This window comes from Bacillus sp. ok061 (genome assembly GCF_900108285.1).
GTDB classification, from domain to species: domain Bacteria; phylum Bacillota; class Bacilli; order Bacillales; family Bacillaceae_G; genus Bacillus_A; species Bacillus_A thuringiensis_S.
Genome location: NZ_FNUW01000001.1, coordinates 312,994 through 334,697, shown reverse-complemented (window position 1 = coordinate 334,697; position 21,704 = coordinate 312,994). Strand labels below are relative to the sequence as shown.

The window sequence follows — 21,704 nt, the reverse complement described above, 5'->3', positions numbered from 1 at the left end:
ACTTTTTGATAATCCGTATCATTACTACCCATTTCTATCAATTTATACATATTTATTAATAATATCCAAAATGAACCTGATGTAGTAAAATATAACTCATTACATAAAAGGAGATTATATATGTTTAGCTTCCTTTGGATTGTTTATATGCCAATTCTTGTCTTATGCGGATTTTTCGGTGGTATTTTTTTAATTATTACTAGTATTAAACATCGTAAATTATTTGTTGGTTTAATGGGGGGTACTTAGCTTTTCCTTTGTAACGCTACCTTTTGTTTTTTGGAGCATGGGGGTGAATAGCGAGACAATCCTCCCTATTTCAACTACTTTATACTGGATATTGTTTTCTTTAACTGGATTATCGGCAGGATTAAGTGGATTACAAGTAAAAATTAAAAGTATACGCAACATAGGATTTATTATTTTTATTACGGGACTACTGGGGGTTATTTTCTGGGTACTCGTGTCTGTAGGTGATTCATTCTATATATAATATTTTTTAGAAACCTACAAATCGGAGGTAATACAGCAGTGGTCGGAATATTAACTTGGATGATTTTAGCTCTTACTTTGATGGTATGGGAATTTATCGTTGGTATTTTTTTAATTATTGCTGGCATGAAACATCGTAAATTACTTACTATTATAGCTGGTTTAATTAGCATATCTCTTATCGTTGTTCCTATCATTTGTATAGGTTCTGGAATACATTTAGAGGGGATGGTTCCAATTTCAGGAACTTTATATTGGAGTTTTTTCTCTTTAGCCGGACTATTAGCTATTATAAGCGGCAGACAAATATCAAGTATTCTTGCTATGGGAACGATTTTGTTTATAACAGGGCTGTGCTCCGTAACTGGTTATCATTTTTTTATATTTAACTCTTTAAAAAGACAAAAAAGCAGGGAAATTAATTCCCTGCTTTTTTATTTGGTTTATTGCCTGATTGTAAGAAGAACGATAACACCCAAGCAATACCTGCTAGTATCGTTGCAATTAAGAAGGCATCGTTAATACCGTTAATTGCAGATAGCTTTGAAATTTGTCCATATAATAGTTGTGTGCTCATCGCATCTCCTGCTTGAGCCGATCCGGCAATCGCTGCTAAACTTTGCCCCATACCGTGTACTTTATCAACTAAAATTGGGTTTGATGTTGTTAACATGTTGCCGTAATCTGCTACGTGAGCAGTTGTTTGTTGCGTCATAAGTGTGATTAAAATTGCTGTTCCGATTGAACCAGCTACTTGTCTTGACGTATTTTGCGTTGCTGTACCGTGAGAAATTAATTTCATCGGCAGTGCGTTCATACCAGCTGTCATAATTGGCATCATAATGAATGACATACCAATTGAACGTATAATATAATCCATCATAATAACGCTATATGGCGTATCCATTGATAACTTCGTAAATTCATATGTCGCGAACGTTGTAATAGCTAACCCAACAATCGCTAACGGACGAATACCGTATTTATCAAATAGTTTCCCTGCAATAGGTCCCATAATACCCATAATTAATGATCCTGGGAGTAATAATAAACCTGATTCGATTGGCGTAAAGCCGCGAATGTTTTGCAGATATACCGGAAGTAATAACATACCTCCAAATAACGCCATCGTTACAATTGCATTAATTAGTAAAGTGAAAGTAAATACTGGATATTTAAATACTTGTAAATCAAGCATTTTATTGTCTGTTGTTAACTCTCTCCAAATAAATAACGCTAAACCAATGACACCAATGATAAGTGAAATAACAACTTCTGCACTAGTCCAACTATTATTTCCAGCCTCACTAAATCCGTACAGTAAGCTACCTAGTCCAATACTCGAACTAATTACACCAAATACATCTAATTTTGTTTTAGACACTGGTTGAGCGAGTGTAAAGAATTTTAAAGATAGGAACGTAATAATTAAACCAATAATAAACATCGCATAGAACATTAAGTTCCAGCTATAGTTTTCAATAACCCAGCCTGTTACAGTTGGCCCAATAGCTGGCGCTAAAATCATTGCAACACCTAGTAATCCCATCGCTGCCCCACGCTTATGAGGCGGGAACAACGTCATAAAGATGTTCATGCCAACTGGCATTAAAATACCTGCACCGACCGCTTGAATTACGCGGCCCGTCATCATCATTGTAAAGTTTCCTGATGTAGCGCAAATGATAGATCCTACTGTGAAGAATAACATTGCCGCTACAAATAATTTACGATACGTAAATCGTGAAACTAAAAAGGCACTAATCGGCACTAAAATACCATTTACAAGCATAAACCCTGTAATTAACCATTGCGCCGTTGAAGTTGATACGTTAAATTCATTCATTAACGGAGGCAATGCAACGTTAATGATTGTTTGGTTCAAAATAGAAACGAACATGCCGAGAATTAATACTGTTACAACTGCTTTTACATTTACATTCTCTATAGGCATAGACGTTTGTTTTTTCGGCATTTCTTTTTCTTGTTTTACTTCTTCTTGCTTGCCTGTTTCTAATTCAACTACATTAGAAATTTCGGCTTCTTGCTTTTGTTCACTTTCTTTCTCTACTGCTTCTAGCTTACTTACTTCTATTTTACTTACGGCTGGGACTTGTTCTTCTCCCACGTTCGTTTTTTTCTTTCGTAAAAGACGATTTACAAGGAAGAAGACGATTATACAAAATAGTGCATATCCTACAATTGCAATTGAGGACATCTCATCTCCCCCTTACTTATGAATACGAACTGACACATTCATTCCAGGAACAATATTTACTGATTTGCTATGATCTAATGAAATTTTAACTGGCACTACTTGTGTTACTTTCGTATAGTTCGCTGTTGCATTACTTGATGGTAACATCGAGAATGTATTTGCTGTTGTTAAACCAACCTGTTCTACTTTCCCAGTTAACGTTGTATCTGGGTATGCATCTACATACACGTCTACGTCTTGACCTTTCTGAACATCATCAACATCTGTTTCTTCAATGTTTGCTGTTACCCATAAATTGTTCATATCAAATGCGTAAGCAATCGGGCTACCTGCTCCAACGAAAGCATTTGTTGTTGCGTTTGATTGTACAACCGTTGCATTTTGTGGAATTGTTACATCTACTGTTTGTTCTCCATTAGCTGCTGTTACAGTAACAGCTCCTAATTTATCATTCTCATTGTAATTTTTTCCAACTTCAGCTTTCCAGTCAGTTAGTTTCCCTGCTACTGGTGAAGCAACCGGAATTACCTTTCCATCGATCTTTGCATTGTCTGTTTTTAAGTAATTTTCCGTTTGGTTGTAATAGTAATAACCGCCAATACCGCCGCCAACTAGTACAATTAATGTGATAATGTTGATAATTACCATTCTTCGAAACTGATTCATTGCATTCCTCTCCTTATATCGCATATAATTTTTTTCTAAACTATTTATGTCCTTATTGTTTAGATTGTTTAATTGTTAATTATATTAACCTTTTAACAAAAAAATCACACCATCTGCAGCGTAAATCGAAACTTATCTGCCTGCGAGCGGTGCTGATTTCTGAAGGACTATCGTTTATAATTATAAATAATTATTTTGAATCTACAACCGACAATTTACGTATGAAATGTTGCTTAAACAACAATATAATACCAATATGTTGTTTAAGTATAGAAAATTAAACGAGGAGAAGTAAAATGTCTATTAAAAATACAAATGATCCACGTGTAAAGCGAACGAGACAACTCATTCAGGATGCTTTTGTCGCTTTAGTAGGCGAAAAAGGCTTTGAAAATGTAACTGTGCAACATATCGCAGAACGCGCTCCTGTAAATCGCGCTACATTTTATAGCCATTACCATGATAAATATGACCTATTAGACAAAAGTATTGAAGAAATGTTAGAGAAGCTAGCAGAAGTAATTAAACCGAAAAATAGAAATAAAGAAGATTTTCAACTTACATTCGATTCACCTCATCCTACATTTCTGGCTTTATTCGAACATATCGCAGAAAATGTAAACTTTTATAACGTTATGCTTGGGGATAAAGCTACCGGAAACTACTCTTATAAAATGATGAAAACAATACAAGTGCATTTAACATTAAGCTTGTCTATTTCACAACCAGATGACGAAGATCTTATGGTTCCTCGTGATATTTTGATTAGTTATGTGACAGGGGCTCACATCGGAATGATTATGTCATGGTTAAAAAGAGGAATGATATATACCCCGCATTTTATGGCGATGCAATTAACTCGTTTAATTATTTTAGGTGCTCATACTGCAGCAGGATTAGAACGACCTTTTTAAAACATAAAAAAGCGAAGGAAAATCCCCTTCGCTTTTTCTATTAATTAAATGTAATGTTATGTACAGCATCCTTATCAAGACGTTTAATAACTTCTACAATTAACTTTACTGCATTTTCATAATCATCACGGTGTAACATCGCTGCATGTGAATGGATATAGCGCGTTGCAATTGTAATTGCCATAGAAGGAATACCGTTTACAGCAATGTGAATCGCACCCGCATCAGTTCCCCCGCCCGCTACTGAATCATATTGGTACGGGATTTGTAATTCGTCAGCAACATCAACTACGAAATCACGTAAACCTGTATGTCCAATAACAGAAGCATCATATAAAATGATTTGTGGTCCATCGCCCATTTTACTTTGCGCTTCTTTTGACGTTACACCCGGTGTATCTCCAGCGATACCAACATCTACTGCGAACGCGATATCTGGTTTAATATAATTCGCAGATGTTTTTGCACCACGAAGACCAACTTCTTCTTGTACAGTTCCAACGCCGTATACAACGTTTGGATGCTTTTCATCTTTTAATTGTTTTAATACGTCAATTGCAATCGCACAACCGATTCGGTTATCCCATGCTTTTGCAAGTAACATTTTTTCATTCTTCATCACTTGGAATTCAAAGTAAGGTACAACTTGATCTCCTGGTCGTACGCCCCACTCCATTGCTTCTTCTTGGCTAGAAGCACCGATATCGATGAACATGTCTTTAATTTCAACTGGCTTTTTACGTGCTTCTGGAGGTAAGATGTGCGGTGGTTTTGAACCAATTACACCTGTTACATCTCCTTTACGCGTTACAATCGTCACGCGCTGTGCAAGCATAACTTGTGACCACCAGCCTCCCACCGTTTGGAAGCGTAGGAAACCTTTGTCATCAATTTGCGTAATCATAAAGCCAACTTCATCTAAATGACCTGCAACCATAATTTTCGGGCCGTTTTCTTCCCCTACTTTTTTCGCAACTAAACTTCCTAAATTATCAGTAGAAAGCTCGTCTGCAAATGGCTCGATATATTTCTTCATTACTTCGCGTGGTTCACGCTCGTTACCGGCAATACCACGTGCATCTGTTAATTCTTTTAGCATTGTCAATGTCGCGTCTAATTTTGTCATTGCCAACACCCTCCTTTTTCTTCAGTCAATTCATTATACAATAATTAAATTGAAATATTCAAAAATTAAATTAGTATCCTTGTGTTTGACGCTGATGATTTACTTCATTTTTATCTAAATACGCTTTTTCAATCTCTTCTTGCTCAAATTCAAGTGCTTGTCCAAGTCGAAGATAGCTCGTAAATAATTCAATATAGTTTGTAATAGATGGTTGATCTGTAAAACGAATTACTTTCGCGTATGTGTCTAAGAAAATTTCCACTTGTGTTTTATTCGTTTGTGCACATTTATAGAATAGGAAGTTTTTATCAATACCTAAATCAATTCCGATTGATAAAATAAAATGCAAACCATCTACGTATTCTTCTAATATTACTTCACGTTCCGAAGCTGGTTTGTTGCTCCAATATTTAAAACAACGTGTTTCATTTGCAAGTTCTCCAATTTCTACAAGAAGAGCTAACATTTTTTCTTTTAACAATTTTTTCGGTTGTAAGTCATGTTCTTTTGCAATACGGTCATCTAATTCTTTTTGTAATTTAAATAGTTGTAGTAAGTCCATTCTATTGTCCTCCTCCAACATCGCATTTTACGCAACAATGTTGTTTCATCTCAAAGTTCATTATTATGTTTCAGTTCTTATGAATAAGTCAGCTATCTACCTCTTTATAAAATAGCTTGTCCTTAATTTACAAATACGTTTCAGTCATCGCTCTTAAATTGTTCATCTGATGAAAGTTCCATATCATCTTTCCATTATAGCAGTGTCGTTTCGGCTAGGAAAGATACTCTTCTTTCCAAAAGAGCAGAATTGAAACAAGCCAGGAGGATTATCCTGACTTCACATATATATTCTTCTATACCGCTATAGTTTTTATATTAATTTTGTCATATCGATAACGACACATCCGTTAATCTTTAGAACTTCAAACTTCTCTCTGAATACAAACAAAAAACCTTAGAAGAAAATTCTTCTAAGGTTTCAACTAATTAATTAGTTAATGTTGTTTTTTGCAACTGTTGCTAATTCAGCGAAAGCTTTTTCGTCATGAACAGCTAAGTCAGCAAGCATCTTGCGGTTAACTTCGATGCCAGCATTTTTAAGACCGTGCATTAAGCGGCTGTAAGAAAGACCATTCATACGAGCTGCTGCGTTGATACGTGTAATCCATAATTTACGGAAGTCACGTTTCTTTTGACGGCGGTCACGGAATGCATACATTAGAGATTTCATAACCTGTTGGTTAGCAACCTTGAATAATGTATTTTTTGAACCGTAGTAACCTTTTGCTAATTTTATAACTTTTTTACGACGTTGACGAGTAACTGTACCACCTTTTACTCTTGGCATAATATTACCTCCTAATTGTTCTATATATCAGCCGAACTTATTTTAAGTTGTCAAGCATTTGACGAATGCGTTTGAAGTCACCAGCGCTTACTACACCAGCTTTACGTAGTTTACGTTTAGCTTTTGTAGATTTGTTAGCGAATAAATGGCTTGTGTAAGCGTGAGAACGTTTCAGTTTACCTGATCCAGTCTTTTTGAAACGCTTTGCAGCGCCGCGATGAGTTTTTTGTTTAGGCATAGGTATTTCCTCCTCTATCTATTACTTATCGTTTTTCGGTGCTAAAACTAAGAACATACTGCGTCCTTCCATTTTAGGCTTAGATTCAACTGTACTAACTTCAGCACAAGCTTCTGAGAAGCGATCTAAAACACGTTGACCGATTTCTTTATGAGTAATGGCACGTCCTTTAAAGCGAATTGACGCTTTAACCTTGTCGCCTTTCTCTAAAAACTTGATAGCATTACGAAGTTTTGTGTTAAAGTCGTGTTCATCAATTGTTGGACTTAAACGAACTTCTTTCATGCTAATTACTTTTTGATTTTTGCGCTGCTCTTTTTCTTTCTTCTGTTGCTCAAAGCGGAATTTACCGTAGTCCATAATGCGGCATACTGGCGGTTTCGCATTTGGAGCAACTAATACTAAATCAAGATTAAGATTTGCAGCTAAGTCTAAAGCGTCATTACGAGACTTGATTCCAAGTTGATCGCCATTTGCGCCAACTAAACGTACTTCACGTGCACGAATTTGCTCGTTAATCATCATATCCTTGCTAATAGTAAGCCACCTCCAAGGTTTTCTCAGAACATATTTTGTAGTCATAGAACCCGACAAAAAAAGTGCGGGCATACGACACCCACACTTGTAAAATCTTAAGTAAGAAATACATTTACCTGCTAACTGCGAATGCGTCCATCAGGTGAGAAGCGGGTGCTTCTACTTGTTCCACAAAACAATATTCTATTATCCTTGATGAGTTTATCATAGGACATGACGTCTGTCAAGAAGACGCGATGTGTTTTACTAACAACAAGAAATATTGTAACAAACAACTAACATACTTGCAATACTTTTTTATGATAAGTGTTACATGGTTATTTTTTCTAATTCCCCTCAAGTATATTACATAAAAAAGCCGCGGTATACCGCGGCTTTTTCTTATCGTTTTCCTTCTACTTTAATCATGTCAACAAAAGCATCTAATGCGATTGTTTCTGATTTTTGTTCACCATATTTACGTACGTTTACGCCGTTTTCAGTTACTTCATTGTCACCTACTACAAGCATGTACGGAATTTTTTGCATTTGTGCTTCACGGATTTTGTAACCGATCTTCTCTTCACGAGTGTCTAATTCAACACGGATACCAGCACGACGCAATTCGTCTTGTACTTTCTTCGCATAGTCTAAATGTACTTGCGGAGAAACTGGAATTACTTGTACTTGAACTGGAGCTAACCAAGTTGGGAATGCACCTTTGTATTCTTCAATTAAGAAGGCTACGAAGCGTTCCATAGTTGATACAACACCACGGTGAATTACAACTGGACGATGTTGCTTACCGTCTTCACCAACATAAGTTAATTCAAAGCGTTCTGGAAGTAAGAAGTCTAATTGTACAGTTGAAAGTGTTTCGTCTTTTCCAAGAGCAGTACGAACTTGAACATCAAGTTTTGGACCGTAGAATGCCGCTTCACCTTCAGCTTCATAGTAATCAAGACCCATTTCATCCATAGCTTCTTTTAACATACCTTGTGCTTTTTCCCACATCTCATCATCCGCATAATACTTTTTAGTATCTGCTGGGTCGCGATAAGATAGACGGAATGAGTAGTTCTCTAAACCGAAATCTTTGTATACTTCTAGAGTTAAGTTTACAACACGTTTTAACTCTTCTTTAATTTGATCTGGACGAACGAAAATGTGCGCATCGTTTAAAGTCATTCCGCGTACACGTTGTAATCCAGATAACGCACCTGACATTTCATAACGATGCATTGTTCCAAGTTCCGCAATACGGATTGGTAATTCACGGTAGCTGTGAATATCATTTTTATAAACCATCATATGGTGAGGACAGTTCATTGGACGAAGAACTAATTCTTCATTATCCATTTCCATTGATGGGAACATGCCATCACGGTAGTGGTTCCAGTGACCAGAAGTTTCATATAACTCTCTGCTTCCTAATACTGGAGTGTATACGTGATCATAACCTAAGCTTGCTTCTTTATCAACGATGTAACGCTCGATAATACGACGAATTGTTGCACCTTTTGGTAACCAAAGTGGTAAACCTTGTCCTACTTTTTGGCTATTAGTAAATAGTTTTAATTCTTTACCTAATTTACGGTGATCGCGCTCTTTCGCTTCTTCAAGCATACGTAAATGCTCATCTAATTCTGCTTTCTTAACGAATGCAGTACCGTAAATACGTTGTAACATTTTATTATTGCTATCGCCGCGCCAGTAAGCACCTGCAACGCTTAATAATTTAAACACTTTAATTTTCCCTGTAGATGGAAGGTGAACACCACGGCAAAGGTCGAAGAATTCGCCTTGCTCATAGATTGAAATAACTGCATCTTCTGGAAGGTCGTTAATTAAATCTAATTTTAACTCATCGCCAATTTCTTCAAAGCGACGAAGTGCTTCTGCACGTGGTACTTCATGACGAACGATTTCTAAGTTCTCGTTCACGATTTTTTGCATTTCTTTTTCGATTTTCTTGAAGTCTTCAACTGTAATTGCTTCTTCCATATCGATATCGTAATAGAAGCCATTTTCAATTACTGGGCCAATGCCAAGCTCAAGCTTAACATCTTTATATAAACGTTTTAACGCTTGTGCTAAAAGGTGGGCTGTTGAATGGCGTAAAATATATAAGCCATCTTCAGAATCTAATGTAATAATAGAAACTGCACCATCTTCTTCGATTGGTGTAACAAGATCGATCATCTCATCGTTTAATTTTCCAGCTACAGCTTTTTTCTTTAAGCCTGGGCTAATAGAAGCTGCGATTTCTTCAGTTGTTACGCCTTTTGGAAACTCCTTCACAGCTCCATCAGGGAAAGTAATTTTAACTACATCTGCCATCACTGGTCACTCCTCTTTTTCTCAAAATAAAAAACACTCATCCCATAAAAAGGGACGAGTGTTGAATTCGTGGTTCCACCCTTGTTCCAATTAACATGATCGTTAATTGCTCAAGTTCAACATAACGGTGTTGTCCGTTAGCAATTACTAAAAGAATCGTTCACTGCTAAAGTTTAGAGGTGGTAAGTAATAATCCCGTACTAGGAAGCTCACACCCTAAGGCTTCCCTCTCTGAAAATCGTAGAAAACTACTCATGTCCTCATCATGACATTTCGATATATTTCATTTATGTAGGTAATTATATGCTCAAAAACTTAGAAAATCAAGGGCGTTACCTTTATTTTTTAAATTTTTCACATTGCGCTCAAAATCATGTAATCCATGTAATTGGACCCGTTCTTGAAACACATTTCGCAAAGTAATAATCATATTATGGTCTTGTTCTTTCGTATATAAATAAATCTTTTTGGGCGAAATAGAAAGAAGCGGCGCAATTACTTTCGTATCAATATATACATCATTTTGCTTTAATAATTCCTCATCTATATATTGGACCAACTTCTCCTGTTTTAAACGTCTACCTTTATCATCATAAAAGATAAAGCTTTCATCAAAAATAAGATGCACGCAGGACAAGCGTGATTTACGGCTACTCACTTGTTGCCGAAGCGTTTCAATGAACATTTGGTATTCTTGCTCCATCTTATACTCATCAATTGCCACTTCCGCAAGTTTAGCCACCATTTCCCTATATGTACGAAGACGAAAACGGATATATGATGAAAACGAGAATGAGAGCGGATCACAAAGCCAATTATTTAAAGAAGACTTAATATATGACTCAAATGCGTTACGCGTTAAATCCTGAGCTACACCTTTTCTTCTTCCCTTTAAAATCTCATGTGCCATGTGCAATATTTGATGACATTCTTCTTGTTCTTCATAAAAAAACTTTTCTTTTAAGATCGTATAAATCCACTCATTTTGTTTCACATTCACAATGAAATACACCATTACTGGCAATAAGATTTTTTCAATATAATTCGATTCACGTACTGGTATGTGAATCACCACTTTTTGCTCCTGTAAATACACACTCGTTTCCTTATATAACACTTCCGCTCTTTTCAGCAATTGTCTATATACGTGCATAGCATCATTTTTTTCTTCGAAGCAAATTTCAATCACTTTTGTCCCCCCTTTTATCCCTGCTCTAAAGGACTGTATCTATACGTTACAAATCCTATAAGAGTCCGTCCCGTGGAAGTTCACTCTTAGTAGAATTACATTTCCTATCGTTAGAAAATCCACTCAATATGGCTTGCTAATTTTATATATATTAAGGGAGAGAGAAAAAAATGATACAAGCTACTATGAATTTTTTATTGTATACTTTATTTATCACTAAAAGGGGGTATCTGAATGTTCGAATATAAATTCGTAAAAGTCGAATTCCATTGGGGGCTCACTCGCTCAAAACTAGCTGAAGACTACCAAGAAATTATTCAAGAACATGCTAGAGATGACTGGAGGTTCGTACAGATTGTCGCCCCTACGATTGGCAGTTCTGGACAACCTGAATATTTCGACCTCATATTTGAAAAGAAAATATCACTATAATACAAAAGAGCAAGCTTCTCAGCTTGCTCTTTTACTTATGACGACGGTTTTTCCCACCAATCGGAATTGGTTTCGCTAAATATTTAATTCGTTCCATAATACGTGCTGCCTTCATTTCTTCAGCCTCACCACGCTGTGTATACGTTAAATGGTGTTCCAGTTGTTTAAAATCAAAATTAGACGTAAAGAACGTCGGTAAGTTTTCTAACATACGGAATTGCAAGATTGCACCAAGCACATCGTCACGCACAAAGCTTGACATCGCTTCTGCCCCGATATCATCTAACATTAAAACTTGTACGCGTTTAACCGCATCAATCTTTTCACCAATCGAATTATCTTGAATCGAACTTTTGATTTCACGTAAAAATTCTGGGAAGTATACGAGCATCGAACTTATTTTCTTTCGAGCAAGCTCGTTCGCAATTGCTCCTAAAAGGTACGTTTTTCCTACACCAAATTTACCGTACAAATATAAACCTTGTGCTTTTTTACCTGGTTCATATGTACTTAAAAATTCATTCGCTGCACCAATTGCATCGATACGTGCATTTAAATCAGAAGGGTCTAAGTTTTCCATAGTTGCCTGTAAAATATCCGTTGGCATATATACACTTTGAACGAGTTTTTCATATTTCTTTCTCTCGTCATGCGCTACTTTTCTAACACAGCGATCGTATTGAATATCAATCATCTTTCCTTGAATAACAAGCTTTGGCTCGTACCCTTGCAGCATATTTTTACATGAACCTAAATCCGGACAATCCACGCAACCTACACTTTGTCCAATATATTCATATAGCTTCACAAGACTGCGCTCAATCATAGAAGTCGTTACTTCACCTTTATGTTCGTCTATAAATTCTTTCACACGCGGATGCGCCATTACTTCTGCCTTTAATACTTCATATCTATTTTTAAATTTTTCATTTCCCATTAATTTTGCAAATGAATTTTGAATATGCTCCATTTTCTCACCTCAAAGAGCGTTCATTCTCTTCTATTAATCACGCTTATATTTTTTTAACACTTCTTCTAATCGTTTTCGTTCATCTTCTAACGTACTTGCATCTTTTTCTACACTTACATCTTTCTTCGCCGTTTCTTTCTCTTGTTCTTTCGGTTCTTCTTCCTTAAGCCAATCTGGTACCATTTCTTTCCGTACCGTTTTCTTCGCCGTACGGCCTTTTTTCTTCGTCTCAGCCCACTCTTGATATTGACGGTTCTCTTCTTTCGCTAACTCCATCGCGTCCGCTACTGTACCGACCTTTTTACGTGCCCAATGCCCAGCAATCTTCTCGACATACGTTTTCGCAAGTTTCATATCTGAGCGTAGCATAACGTAATAAATAAGTACATTCACAACTCCTGGTGTCAATTTTTGATTAATCATGACATCTTCAACGATTTGCAAATCCGCTTTCGTTGCCTCTGCACCACCAGAAATCTCTTTCAATAGTTGTTTTGGCGAGATTTCCTCTAGCTGCTTTATTAGCATCTCCTCTTGCGATGAAGGCTCTTTCTCTTTCATCGTACGTGCAGCATGAGGCTGTACTCTTTCACTTAATACCGGTAATGCTTGACCATTTTCAAATTGATACCAATCGCGTGCTCCTTTTCTAAGCCTTTCCATATCAATTGTTTGCATCTCTGTCACCGCACCAAGAACGATATTTTGCATCGATAACACATCTACACCATACACGTAAGCAAGTGTTATAACGCAATCTCTCACTTGATCTGTAATCGACTTTTTAGGAACAAGAGCGGACAATCCATCTACAAATAAAGAGAAGTCAAAGAAATCATTCCAAACTTTCGGAGCGTCTCCCTTCTCGTTACTTGGCATAGTTGTCGTTTTTGGAATACGAAGATCTTCTTGCGCATGCTCAAGCTGTCCTGGATTAAACGAACCAAACACATCATTGAAAGAACGCGTAACATTTTCATAAGAAGCAAAATCAAATTCTTCTTCTAAGAAATATTGCTTTACTTGATTATATTTTGTCCGACTCAATCGATTGTATAAAAAGATACTTAAAACAATATCATCAAAAAACTGCTTCGGAGATAAAGGTGGTTGCAACTCATATATGAACATTCGAATATCTTTTTCTTTCTTAATATATACCTTCAAAAGTCCAATTGCCTCTAACTTTACTCGTTCCTCATATATTTCAGGAAGTTGCATTTGCATAGTCACCATAAGGGAATGATGCGTATTCTCTTTTCCAAATACACGATCTTGCTCTAGCTCCCCCCATAGTGTCATGTATAAGCTAAAAGCTCTACTACCTATTAACGGCTGATACAACATCGTTAATACTTTTCGGTCGTAATTATGCAGTAGCCCTTTCGCACTTACTTTATAACGATCAATCGGCAATAGCTCCATCCATGACTGTTTTTCCATTCTTGCTTTTCCTTTCTCTCATCCAATCTATCCTCTACTTCATTCGTCCTATCTTCATTATATAAATTCTTAGTGAAAAAGAGCTATTAGCTTACGCTTCTAGCTCTCTTATCCTATTACTTACGGTATGTAAAGAGAATAAAATACAACTTCTACTCTCTTTCTTTTTGCAGTATATCTTTTAATTCTTCAATAAATACATTTAAATCTTTAAATTGACGATATACAGAAGCAAAGCGTACGTAAGCAACATCATCAATATCGCGAAGTTCTTCCATAACAATTTCACCAATCATATCACTTTTCACTTCTGATATACCTAAATTACGCAGTTCACGTTCCACGCTTTGTGTTACTTCTTCTAATTGTCTTAAAGATACTGGTCTTTTTTCACACGCTTTAATTAAACCACGTAAAATCTTTTCTTTATTAAACTCTTCTCGTGTGCCTTCTTTTTTTACAACGATAAGAGGTGACTCTTCTACCCTTTCAAAGGTCGTAAAGCGACTTAAACAACTTTCACACTCTCTCCTTCTTCGAATAGAGCGCCCCTCGTCTACCGGACGCGAATCTAACACTCTTGTACCATTATGAGAACAGGATGGACAACGCAATTCATTCACTCCTTTACACTATACTCTTTATTTTTCTCTACTCACTTCACCTAAAATATATATACAATATTATATAACTCATTCTAACTCTCTTACCACTTTAAGTTTAAGCGCATCACTTTATCATCTCATCCTTAAAAATAAGATGGTATATAGGGCACTACCTCATTTGCAAGAGTACAATTTATTCAACTAACGAGTACGTTATATTTCCTCTTTTTTATAAACTAAAAAAGAGGTGCATTATACACCTCTTTACATTTTAAATCAATTATGTTCTTTTTTAAAGAGCTTTTGTTTCTCTCTGCTTAATTTCGAAGCTACCAGTGCCTCGAGGAAGCTCGATGCTCTCACGCGTTTTCGCGTTTAAACCTTCTGCAATATATTCTGCAGCAACATTTGGATCAATACGATCCCCACAAGTATAAACATCAATACTCGCGTAACCGTGCTCCGGAAAGCTATGAATTGTTAAATGTGATTCCGAGATAATTACTACTCCACTTACACCTTGTGGTGCAAATTTATGAAAAGCAACCTCACGCACTTCAGCACCAGCTCTTAGTGCTGCATCCACAAATAATTGTTCAATATACGGCATGTCATTAAGCTTGTCGAAATCGCAATCCCAAAGTTCAGCGATCACGTGACGACCCATCGTATCCATAGTATCCATTCTACAGTTCCCCCTTGTAAATTTATTCTAACTGTTCGAATTGAAAACTAATTTGCAATTTGGCTTGCTCCACTACCACGGGGGAAAGTTAGTCCAGAGAGGTCCTAACCCTTTAAGTAGTGACTACGTACCTCAGCTCTTAAGTTTACGAGTGTTAGTATACTTTGTTTATTTTCATTTTGCAACAACAGTTTTTTCGATTTTCTGTCATATTTTCCTCTTTACTTTTCCCTAAAAAAAATAAACGATTCACAAATGCAGCAATCACAACGTTTCGTGGTATGTCCACTTTTTAAAATATACTCATATAATTTTTTTCCTTTTCAGAAAAAAATAAAAAAAGAGGGCAAGTATTGCCTTGCCCTCTCCCTTATTCACTTAAATGTGTTGCACATTTTCTTGTTTCGCTAACTCTTCAACAACTAACGTTACAAGATCTACAACACGACGAGAGTAGCCCCACTCGTTATCATACCAAGCAAGTACTTTCACTTTACGATCACCCATTACCATTGTAGATAAACCATCAATGATAGCTGAGTGTGTATTTGTATTAAAGTCGATAGATACTAAAGGCTCTTCGCTGAATTCTACAATACCTTTTAACGCACCGTTTGCAACCGTTTTGAAAGCTTCATTAATAGCTTCAACTGTCACATCACGTTTTACGTCTACTACTAAGTCAACAAGAGACACGTTTGGCGTTGGTACACGAAGTGCCATACCATGAAGTTTTCCGTTTAAGTGCGGAAGAACTTTTGCTAGCGCTTTCGCGGCACCTGTCGTTGTCGGAATGATTGATTGTCCGCAAGCACGCGCTCTTCTTAAATCTTTATGTGGGTTATCAATATTTTTTTGGTCATTTGTATAAGCGTGAACAGTCGTCATTAAACCGTTTTCAATTCCGAACTGCTCATCTAACACCTTTACAACAGGCGCTAAACAGTTTGTTGTACAAGATGCATTTGAAATAACAGTATGTTTTGTAATATCTAATTGGTCTTCATTCACACCAACTACAATTGTTACATCTTCATTTTTACCAGGCGCTGTTAAAATAACCTTTTTCGCTCCAGCTTCAACATGAAGAATTGCTTTTTCTTTTGAATTAAATTTACCAGTCGCTTCAATTACAACTTCAACACCTAAATCTGTCCAAGGCAATTCCTTTGGATCGCGGTTGTTTAAAAGGCGAATCATTTTTCCATCAACTAATAAGTGATCTTCAAATGCTTCTACTGTTCCGTCAAACTTGCCATGAACTGTATCATATTTAATTAAGTGTGCTAACGTTTCAGATGGATAGCTTGCATTGATTGCTACAATTTCGAATGCGCTTTCTTTTATTGCTTGACGAAATACCATTCTCCCAATACGTCCAAATCCATTAATTGCCACACGAGTCATAATATGTTATCCCCCTTGAATGCGTTATACTATTTATCTCCAATCCCAATAATAGTATAACACAAAAAGGGGATATGTCACTAAGCATTTTCATTAATTTCACAATTTTTTAGTCAATAATGTTCCATTTCTTTAAAATTACCTGCAATTGTGTTTTCGTTCCCATAATTGTGCCATCATTATTTATCACTTCATCTGCATTTTTCACTTTTTCTGCTAACGGCATTTGAGATTGAATACGCGCCGTTGCTTCTTCTTCCGAAAAACCATTTCGTTTCATCAAACGTTCTAATTGTGTATCAGGCGTAACTGCTACAACTAAAACACGGTCAACGAGACTTGTTAATTTACTTTCAAATAAAAGAGGGATATCTAACACAATCGCTTGCATACTTTCTTTTATGTACATTTCCTTTTGTCTATTCATTTCCTCACGTACTGCAGGATGAACAATTTTGTTTAACTGCAATCGTTTTTCTTCATTATAGAAAACGACACTCCCTAATTTCGGCCGATTCAGTTCTCCGTCTTTTTGTAACACTTCCGTTCCAAATACTTCTACTATTTTGTTATATGCTGGTTTTCCTCGCTCTACAACTTCTCGCGCAATAATATCTGCATCAATAACTGGTATGCTCAATTCACGAAGCATTTGAGACACTGTACTTTTTCCACTTGCAATGCCTCCTGTTAATCCAATTACTACTGTCATCATAATCCTCCTCATAATAAAAGGCGCGAAACTAATGTTCCACGCCCATACTTACATTTTCCAAATTCCAATAATAATGAGTAATACTCCAGGCAGGAATGTAAATTTTTGTAACCACTTCATATTCGATAAAACCGTCCCAAGTTTCATTCCAATAAATAAAAACAAAGAACTCATAACTGCAACTAATATCGCCATCATAGCGGGTGCATACCCTAATAAAGATGCACCAATTCCAGCACCAAATGAATCTACAGAAAGAGCGATACCAAGAAGTAATGCTTCCCCTGCAGAAATGGTGCCTGATTTATCAAAGTCTGCTACAGTCGGTTTCCGTAAAATTTGAATTACTAGCCCTAGCGAGGCAATCTCTAATTTCCAGACCTTCTCCTCTTGCTTCGGTTCTTCTTTTTTCTCACTTCGAAAAAATTGATATAACACCCAAATCCCTATTCCAATAAGAACAAGCCCACCGATACGCGTTGCGATAACAGGTGAAAATATTTTCGCGATCATATGTCCAATTCCCATTGAAACAAGCATAACAGCCGCTGAACAGATTCCGATAATTATAATTGATTTTAGTGGAATTCTTACGCTTCTTAACCCATATGTTAGCCCTACACTACAGCTATCTAAGCTTAATGTAAAAGCTAATAAAATAAGAGATAAATAAAGGTACATCGGTAAGCTCCTCCCTTATACATAGCTCTGCTGTATGTATATGACAAATGCCTATCCGATGTTATCTCTTTTCTATATTCTAGGCTGACAAATTGGGCAGTAATGCGTTCCTCGCCCGCCGACAACTGTTTTTTCTAATATCGTACCACAAGTTACACACGGCTCTCCTTTTTTTCCATATACATTTAGGAGTTCTTGGAATGAACCAATTTGCCCTTGTGAGTTGATATACGTCCGAATTGTACTTCCGCCACGTTTTACCGCTTCACCTAACGTTGTAACGGTAGCCTCATAAATCCGCTCAATTTCTTCTACTGTTAAAGAAGAAGCTTCTCGTTCCGGATGAATTTGAGAACGGAATAAAACTTCATCAACATATATATTTCCAAGCCCTACTAAAAGACGCTGGTCCAATAGCACAACTTTTATTTTACGATTTGTCTTTTGCAGTCTTTCTTGTAAATACTGCGGTGTCAATTCAGCATCAAACGGCTCCGGACCTAAGTCAGCAAGAGGCATTTGATTCATCTCTTCACCTTTCTTAAAGAGATGCATCGTACCAAACTTTCTCACATCTTTATAATGTAATTCAGTTCCATCTGTAAATAAGAAACGGACGTGCGTATGTTTATCAATCGGCTCATCCTCTTGATGTAGTAAAAACTTTCCTTCCATACGCAAATGTGAAACAATAACATAATTTGTTACATATAGAAGCAAAAACTTTCCTCTTCGCTTTATATTTTCAATCTTCTCGCCTTTTAGCATTTCTTTAAAGATTTCTGCATCATCCGGTCGTTTCACTATTTTTGGATAAGTAACAATAACATCTTCAATCGTTTTTCCTGTTACAAGATTTTCAAGTGTCCGTCTGACGTTTTCAACCTCTGGTAATTCAGGCATTTCATCACTTCCTTATTTTGCGTCGTACCAAGTTGGACCGTAAGAATAATCAACTTTCAGCGGAACTGCGAGTTCAATTGCATGCTCCATTACTTCAGGTACAAGCTGCTCTAATTTTTCAATTTCTTCTTTTGGTGCTTCAAATATTAATTCATCGTGTACTTGCAGAAGAAGACGCGCTTGTAAGCCTTCTTCTTCTAAACGATCTGCCATAATAATCATCGCTTTTTTAATAATATCTGCTGCAGTACCTTGAATTGGTGTATTCATCGCTGTACGCTCAGCAAAGCTACGTAAATTGAAATTACGACTTGTAATTTCTGGAATATAACGGCGACGATTTAATAATGTAGCCACATATCCTTTTTGTTTCGCATCTTTTACGATGTCCTCCATGTATTCTTGTACACCAGGGAAACTTTCTAAATACTTTTCAATAAATTCCGCTGCTGCTTTTCTTGTAATCCCTAAGTTTTGCGAAAGACCGTAATCACTAATACCATACACAATTCCGAAGTTAACAGCTTTCGCTTGTCGTCTCATATTTGAAGTTACTTCATCTTTTTCAACGCCAAATACATCCATAGCTGTTTTCGTATGAATATCCATGTCATGTTGGAATGCTTCAACTAGCCCTTTATCATTTGCAATATGAGCTAATACACGCAGCTCGATTTGTGAATAATCAGCCGCATACATAATCCAACCTTCTTCTGATGGAACAAATGCCTGACGAATCTTTCTTCCTTCTTCTAATCGAATCGGGATATTTTGCAAGTTCGGATCCGTCGAACTTAATCGACCTGTTTGCGTTAACACTTGATTAAAGCGAGTATGAATTTTAGATGAATCTTCATGTACAACTTTCAGTAAACCTTCAATGTAAGTTGAATTTAGTTTCCCTAATTGACGATAATGTAAAATGTTTGGAATAATTTCATGGTGATCCATAAGCTTATCTAGTACATCAGCTGACGTAGAATAACCTGTTTTCGTCTTTTTAATAACCGGTAAGTTTAAATTCTCAAACAGAATAACACCAAGCTGCTTCGGTGAATTAATATTAAATTCTGTTCCCGCAAGCTTATAAATTTCCTGTTCCATTTCCTTTAATCTACCTGCAAGTTCTTCTCCCATATTACGAAGACGCTCTGTATCAACTTTTACACCTTTTACTTCCATATCAGCTAATACACGCGCAAGTGGTAATTCTAACTCTGTAAACAGTTCATATTGCTCATTCTTCTCTAGCTCTTCAACGAATGTTTGCTTTACATCATATAATACATGCACTTTACGAGCTACATGCTCCGCTACTACTTTTAACTCTGGAACAGCACGCTTCGCGCCTTTTCCATAAACTTCTTCGTCAGATTTCACAGCATGCGTTTCTTTCATTTTCGCTACAGTACGGAAATCTTTATCTGTATCAGCCGGGTCAAGTAAATAAGCAGCGATTAATAGATCAAAGTCAACCCCTTGTATATCTATACCGTTCCATTTCAGTGCAACGATTGCACGCTTCGCATCAAATGTATGCTTTCTCATCTCTCCATCTGCAAGCCAGTCTTTAAATGCATCTGACTTAAGAGCAATGTCCTTTTGAATAAAGTAGCAACCATTTTCATTTTGAATACCAAAACCTTGAATATCTGCTTTATGATAGTTATCTTCTTGCACTTCAACAATAAGCGCACTATCTTGCTGAAGCATTTCTTCTGTAACTTCTTCCACAATCTCAAATGTAATATCATCTAATTCAGCTGGAGCCGTTTCTTCTGGCGTAACACCTAATTTATTTAAAAGAGATGTAAATCCTAAACTCTCGAACATTGGAACGACATCACTTGCTTCATATCCTTTATATTCCATATCATCCACATGCACTGTAATCGGCGCATCTGTAATGATAGTTGCAAGATCTTTACTCATAAGAGCTTGGTCTTTATTTGCTTCCAGTTTTTCTTTTAATTTCTTCCCGCTTACTTGATCTAGATTGTCATACACTTCTTCAACCGTTCCAAACTGTGTTAACAATTTAATCGCAGTTTTTTCACCAACTCCTGGTACACCCGGAATATTATCTGATTGGTCTCCCATTAAACCTTTCATATCGATAATTTGCTTTGGTGATAAGCTATATTTTTCAAATAAAGCTTCTTTCGTATATTCATCTACTTCCGTAATCCCTTTTCGCGGAATACATACAAGCGTGTTATCAGAAACAAGTTGAAGTAAATCTTTATCTCCTGAAATAACTTTTACACTTGCTCCTTGTTCGCTTGCTTCTTTTGCTAGCGTTCCCATAATATCATCCGCTTCATAATTTTCCAATTCATAACGCGGTACGTTGAATGCATCAAGCATCTCACGAATAAACGGGAATTGTTCTGATAATTCAGGTGGGGTCTTTTGACGTCCGCCTTTATACTCACTATATGTTTTATGACGGAATGTCGTTTTACCCGCATCAAATGCTACTAACATATGCGTCGGTTTTTCTTCCTCTAATATTCTCATTAACATCATTGTAAAACCGTAAATTGCGTTCGTATGTATACCTTTGTCGTTATTTAAAAGCGGTAGTGCAAAGAAAGCACGATACGCGATATTATTACCATCTACTAATACGACCTTTTTTTCCAAATCAGAAACCTCCCCATGCAAATTTGAAATGATTTTTTTCACAGAAAAAAACCGTTCCTTTCCTCTCTCTATATTAACATGACTAATAGAGAGAAGAAAAATAACGGTTCTTTTCTTTCATATATAAAACAGACTTATATTGGCATAAAGGGAAGTGACGAGAACAG

The 21,704-nt window shown here is 36.5% G+C and carries 20 protein-coding genes, 2 pseudogenes and 2 other annotated features; of the genes and pseudogenes, 4 read left to right on the top strand and 18 right to left on the bottom strand.

The genetic code is table 11. The features are described 5' to 3' along the window. The first annotated feature begins 120 nt into the window (after positions 1-120). Together C4S65_RS01925 and C4S65_RS01920 are read left to right on the top strand one after the other, a co-directional pair. Positions 121-493: pseudogene (locus tag C4S65_RS01925) on the top strand (DNA-binding protein). A gap of 38 nt (positions 494-531) precedes the next feature. Next, positions 532-867, top strand: a pseudogene (locus tag C4S65_RS01920) (ammonia permease); the annotation flags it as partial. Positions 868-910: 43 nt separating this feature from the next. Here the strand turns inward: C4S65_RS01920 and C4S65_RS01915 are convergent. Both C4S65_RS01915 and C4S65_RS01910 read right to left on the bottom strand, forming a co-directional pair. Further along, entirely contained in the window at positions 911-2,710 is a 1,800-nt protein-coding gene (locus tag C4S65_RS01915; RefSeq protein WP_000094779.1) for a DHA2 family efflux MFS transporter permease subunit, read from the bottom strand. A 12-nt stretch (positions 2,711-2,722) separates the two neighbouring features. Next, on the bottom strand, positions 2,723-3,376 hold the full coding sequence (locus tag C4S65_RS01910; RefSeq protein WP_001071418.1) for an HlyD family efflux transporter periplasmic adaptor subunit: 654 nt from the start codon (positions 3,374-3,376) through the stop codon (positions 2,723-2,725). A gap of 296 nt (positions 3,377-3,672) precedes the next feature. Here C4S65_RS01910 and C4S65_RS01905 point away from each other — a divergent pair, with 296 nt between their 5' ends. Next, positions 3,673-4,290: a TetR/AcrR family transcriptional regulator C-terminal domain-containing protein gene (locus tag C4S65_RS01905; protein WP_086405850.1), complete on the top strand. Its 618-nt coding sequence runs from the start codon at positions 3,673-3,675 to the stop codon at positions 4,288-4,290. Positions 4,291-4,330: 40 nt separating this feature from the next. Here C4S65_RS01905 and C4S65_RS01900 read toward each other — a convergent pair whose 3' ends face one another. The 7 genes from C4S65_RS01900 to ytxC form a co-directional block, all read right to left on the bottom strand. Beyond that, positions 4,331-5,416: a M42 family metallopeptidase gene (locus C4S65_RS01900; protein ID WP_000163554.1), complete on the bottom strand. Its 1,086-nt coding sequence runs from the start codon at positions 5,414-5,416 to the stop codon at positions 4,331-4,333. A gap of 70 nt (positions 5,417-5,486) precedes the next feature. Beyond that, on the bottom strand, positions 5,487-5,978 hold the full coding sequence (locus C4S65_RS01895) for a dUTP diphosphatase (protein ID WP_000365050.1): 492 nt from the start codon (positions 5,976-5,978) through the stop codon (positions 5,487-5,489). A 432-nt stretch (positions 5,979-6,410) separates the two neighbouring features. Further along, the gene (gene rplT / locus C4S65_RS01890; RefSeq protein WP_001138362.1) at positions 6,411-6,767 is read right to left on the bottom strand and encodes a 50S ribosomal protein L20; all 357 of its coding nucleotides are present in this window, start codon (positions 6,765-6,767) and stop codon (positions 6,411-6,413) included. A 37-nt stretch (positions 6,768-6,804) separates the two neighbouring features. Next, entirely contained in the window at positions 6,805-7,005 is a 201-nt protein-coding gene (gene rpmI / locus C4S65_RS01885) for a 50S ribosomal protein L35 (RefSeq protein WP_001125945.1), read from the bottom strand. Between the two features lie 21 nt (positions 7,006-7,026). Then, entirely contained in the window at positions 7,027-7,530 is a 504-nt protein-coding gene (gene infC, locus C4S65_RS01880) for a translation initiation factor IF-3 (protein ID WP_000973215.1), read from the bottom strand. Between the two features lie 62 nt (positions 7,531-7,592). Beyond that, positions 7,593-7,713, bottom strand: a sequence feature (ribosomal protein L20 leader region). Positions 7,714-7,923: 210 nt separating this feature from the next. Then, on the bottom strand, positions 7,924-9,861 hold the full coding sequence (thrS, locus tag C4S65_RS01875) for a threonine--tRNA ligase (RefSeq protein ID WP_000786077.1): 1,938 nt from the start codon (positions 9,859-9,861) through the stop codon (positions 7,924-7,926). Positions 9,862-9,908: 47 nt separating this feature from the next. Further along, positions 9,909-10,137: a binding site (T-box leader), on the bottom strand. 31 nt (positions 10,138-10,168) lie between these two features. After that, on the bottom strand, positions 10,169-11,050 hold the full coding sequence (gene ytxC, locus C4S65_RS01870) for a putative sporulation protein YtxC (protein ID WP_000569629.1): 882 nt from the start codon (positions 11,048-11,050) through the stop codon (positions 10,169-10,171). 234 nt (positions 11,051-11,284) lie between these two features. Between ytxC and C4S65_RS01865 the strand changes: the two genes are divergently transcribed. Then, positions 11,285-11,482, top strand: a complete 198-nt coding sequence (locus tag C4S65_RS01865) for a DUF4177 domain-containing protein (protein ID WP_000464454.1) — start codon at positions 11,285-11,287, stop codon at positions 11,480-11,482. Between the two features lie 31 nt (positions 11,483-11,513). Here the strand turns inward: C4S65_RS01865 and dnaI are convergent, their stop codons facing one another. The 9 genes from dnaI to polA form a co-directional block, all read right to left on the bottom strand. Then, on the bottom strand, positions 11,514-12,452 hold the full coding sequence (gene dnaI, locus C4S65_RS01860) for a primosomal protein DnaI (RefSeq protein WP_000400117.1): 939 nt from the start codon (positions 12,450-12,452) through the stop codon (positions 11,514-11,516). 33 nt (positions 12,453-12,485) lie between these two features. Continuing rightward, a complete protein-coding gene (locus C4S65_RS01855) occupies positions 12,486-13,895 on the bottom strand; it encodes a replication initiation and membrane attachment family protein (protein WP_000415031.1) in 1,410 nt (469 codons plus the stop codon). Positions 13,896-14,047: 152 nt separating this feature from the next. Continuing rightward, the gene (nrdR, locus tag C4S65_RS01850) at positions 14,048-14,509 is read right to left on the bottom strand and encodes a transcriptional regulator NrdR (RefSeq protein ID WP_001203687.1); all 462 of its coding nucleotides are present in this window, start codon (positions 14,507-14,509) and stop codon (positions 14,048-14,050) included. A 283-nt stretch (positions 14,510-14,792) separates the two neighbouring features. Next, on the bottom strand, positions 14,793-15,176 hold the full coding sequence (gene speD / locus C4S65_RS01845; RefSeq protein ID WP_002003660.1) for an adenosylmethionine decarboxylase: 384 nt from the start codon (positions 15,174-15,176) through the stop codon (positions 14,793-14,795). Between the two features lie 387 nt (positions 15,177-15,563). Further along, positions 15,564-16,592 carry a glyceraldehyde-3-phosphate dehydrogenase gene (locus C4S65_RS01835; RefSeq protein WP_000198979.1) on the bottom strand — a complete coding sequence of 343 codons (1,029 nt, stop codon included), beginning with the start codon at positions 16,590-16,592 and terminating at the stop codon, positions 15,564-15,566. 109 nt (positions 16,593-16,701) lie between these two features. Continuing rightward, entirely contained in the window at positions 16,702-17,304 is a 603-nt protein-coding gene (gene coaE / locus C4S65_RS01830; protein ID WP_097960080.1) for a dephospho-CoA kinase, read from the bottom strand. Between the two features lie 51 nt (positions 17,305-17,355). After that, complete coding sequence (ytaF, locus tag C4S65_RS01825; protein ID WP_000281729.1) at positions 17,356-17,988, bottom strand: sporulation membrane protein YtaF; 633 nt, start codon at positions 17,986-17,988, stop codon at positions 17,356-17,358. 72 nt (positions 17,989-18,060) lie between these two features. After that, the gene (mutM, locus tag C4S65_RS01820; RefSeq protein WP_001114475.1) at positions 18,061-18,891 is read right to left on the bottom strand and encodes a DNA-formamidopyrimidine glycosylase; all 831 of its coding nucleotides are present in this window, start codon (positions 18,889-18,891) and stop codon (positions 18,061-18,063) included. A gap of 12 nt (positions 18,892-18,903) precedes the next feature. After that, positions 18,904-21,537: a DNA polymerase I gene (gene polA / locus C4S65_RS01815; RefSeq protein WP_000412810.1), complete on the bottom strand. Its 2,634-nt coding sequence runs from the start codon at positions 21,535-21,537 to the stop codon at positions 18,904-18,906. Positions 21,538-21,704: the final 167 nt, after the last annotated feature.

What these genes read in the sequence shown, in the direction of transcription:
- C4S65_RS01915 (WP_000094779.1), bottom strand. Translation starts at nt 2,710, where the DNA reads ATGTCCTCAATTGCAATTGTAGGATATGCACTATTTTGTATAATCGTC.
- C4S65_RS01910 (WP_001071418.1), bottom strand. Translation starts at nt 3,376, where the DNA reads ATGAATCAGTTTCGAAGAATGGTAATTATCAACATTATCACATTAATT.
- C4S65_RS01905 (WP_086405850.1), top strand. Translation starts at nt 3,673, where the DNA reads ATGTCTATTAAAAATACAAATGATCCACGTGTAAAGCGAACGAGACAA.
- C4S65_RS01900 (WP_000163554.1), bottom strand. Translation starts at nt 5,416, where the DNA reads ATGACAAAATTAGACGCGACATTGACAATGCTAAAAGAATTAACAGAT.
- C4S65_RS01895 (WP_000365050.1), bottom strand. Translation starts at nt 5,978, where the DNA reads ATGGACTTACTACAACTATTTAAATTACAAAAAGAATTAGATGACCGT.
- rplT (WP_001138362.1), bottom strand. Translation starts at nt 6,767, where the DNA reads ATGCCAAGAGTAAAAGGTGGTACAGTTACTCGTCAACGTCGTAAAAAA.
- rpmI (WP_001125945.1), bottom strand. Translation starts at nt 7,005, where the DNA reads ATGCCTAAACAAAAAACTCATCGCGGCGCTGCAAAGCGTTTCAAAAAG.
- infC (WP_000973215.1), bottom strand. Translation starts at nt 7,530, where the DNA reads ATGATGATTAACGAGCAAATTCGTGCACGTGAAGTACGTTTAGTTGGC.
- thrS (WP_000786077.1), bottom strand. Translation starts at nt 9,861, where the DNA reads ATGGCAGATGTAGTTAAAATTACTTTCCCTGATGGAGCTGTGAAGGAG.
- C4S65_RS01865 (WP_000464454.1), top strand. Translation starts at nt 11,285, where the DNA reads ATGTTCGAATATAAATTCGTAAAAGTCGAATTCCATTGGGGGCTCACT.
- dnaI (WP_000400117.1), bottom strand. Translation starts at nt 12,452, where the DNA reads ATGGAGCATATTCAAAATTCATTTGCAAAATTAATGGGAAATGAAAAA.
- C4S65_RS01855 (WP_000415031.1), bottom strand. Translation starts at nt 13,895, where the DNA reads ATGGAAAAACAGTCATGGATGGAGCTATTGCCGATTGATCGTTATAAA.
- speD (WP_002003660.1), bottom strand. Translation starts at nt 15,176, where the DNA reads ATGGATACGATGGGTCGTCACGTGATCGCTGAACTTTGGGATTGCGAT.
- C4S65_RS01835 (WP_000198979.1), bottom strand. Translation starts at nt 16,592, where the DNA reads ATGACTCGTGTGGCAATTAATGGATTTGGACGTATTGGGAGAATGGTA.
- coaE (WP_097960080.1), bottom strand. Translation starts at nt 17,304, where the DNA reads ATGACAGTAGTAATTGGATTAACAGGAGGCATTGCAAGTGGAAAAAGT.
- ytaF (WP_000281729.1), bottom strand. Translation starts at nt 17,988, where the DNA reads ATGTACCTTTATTTATCTCTTATTTTATTAGCTTTTACATTAAGCTTA.
- mutM (WP_001114475.1), bottom strand. Translation starts at nt 18,891, where the DNA reads ATGCCTGAATTACCAGAGGTTGAAAACGTCAGACGGACACTTGAAAAT.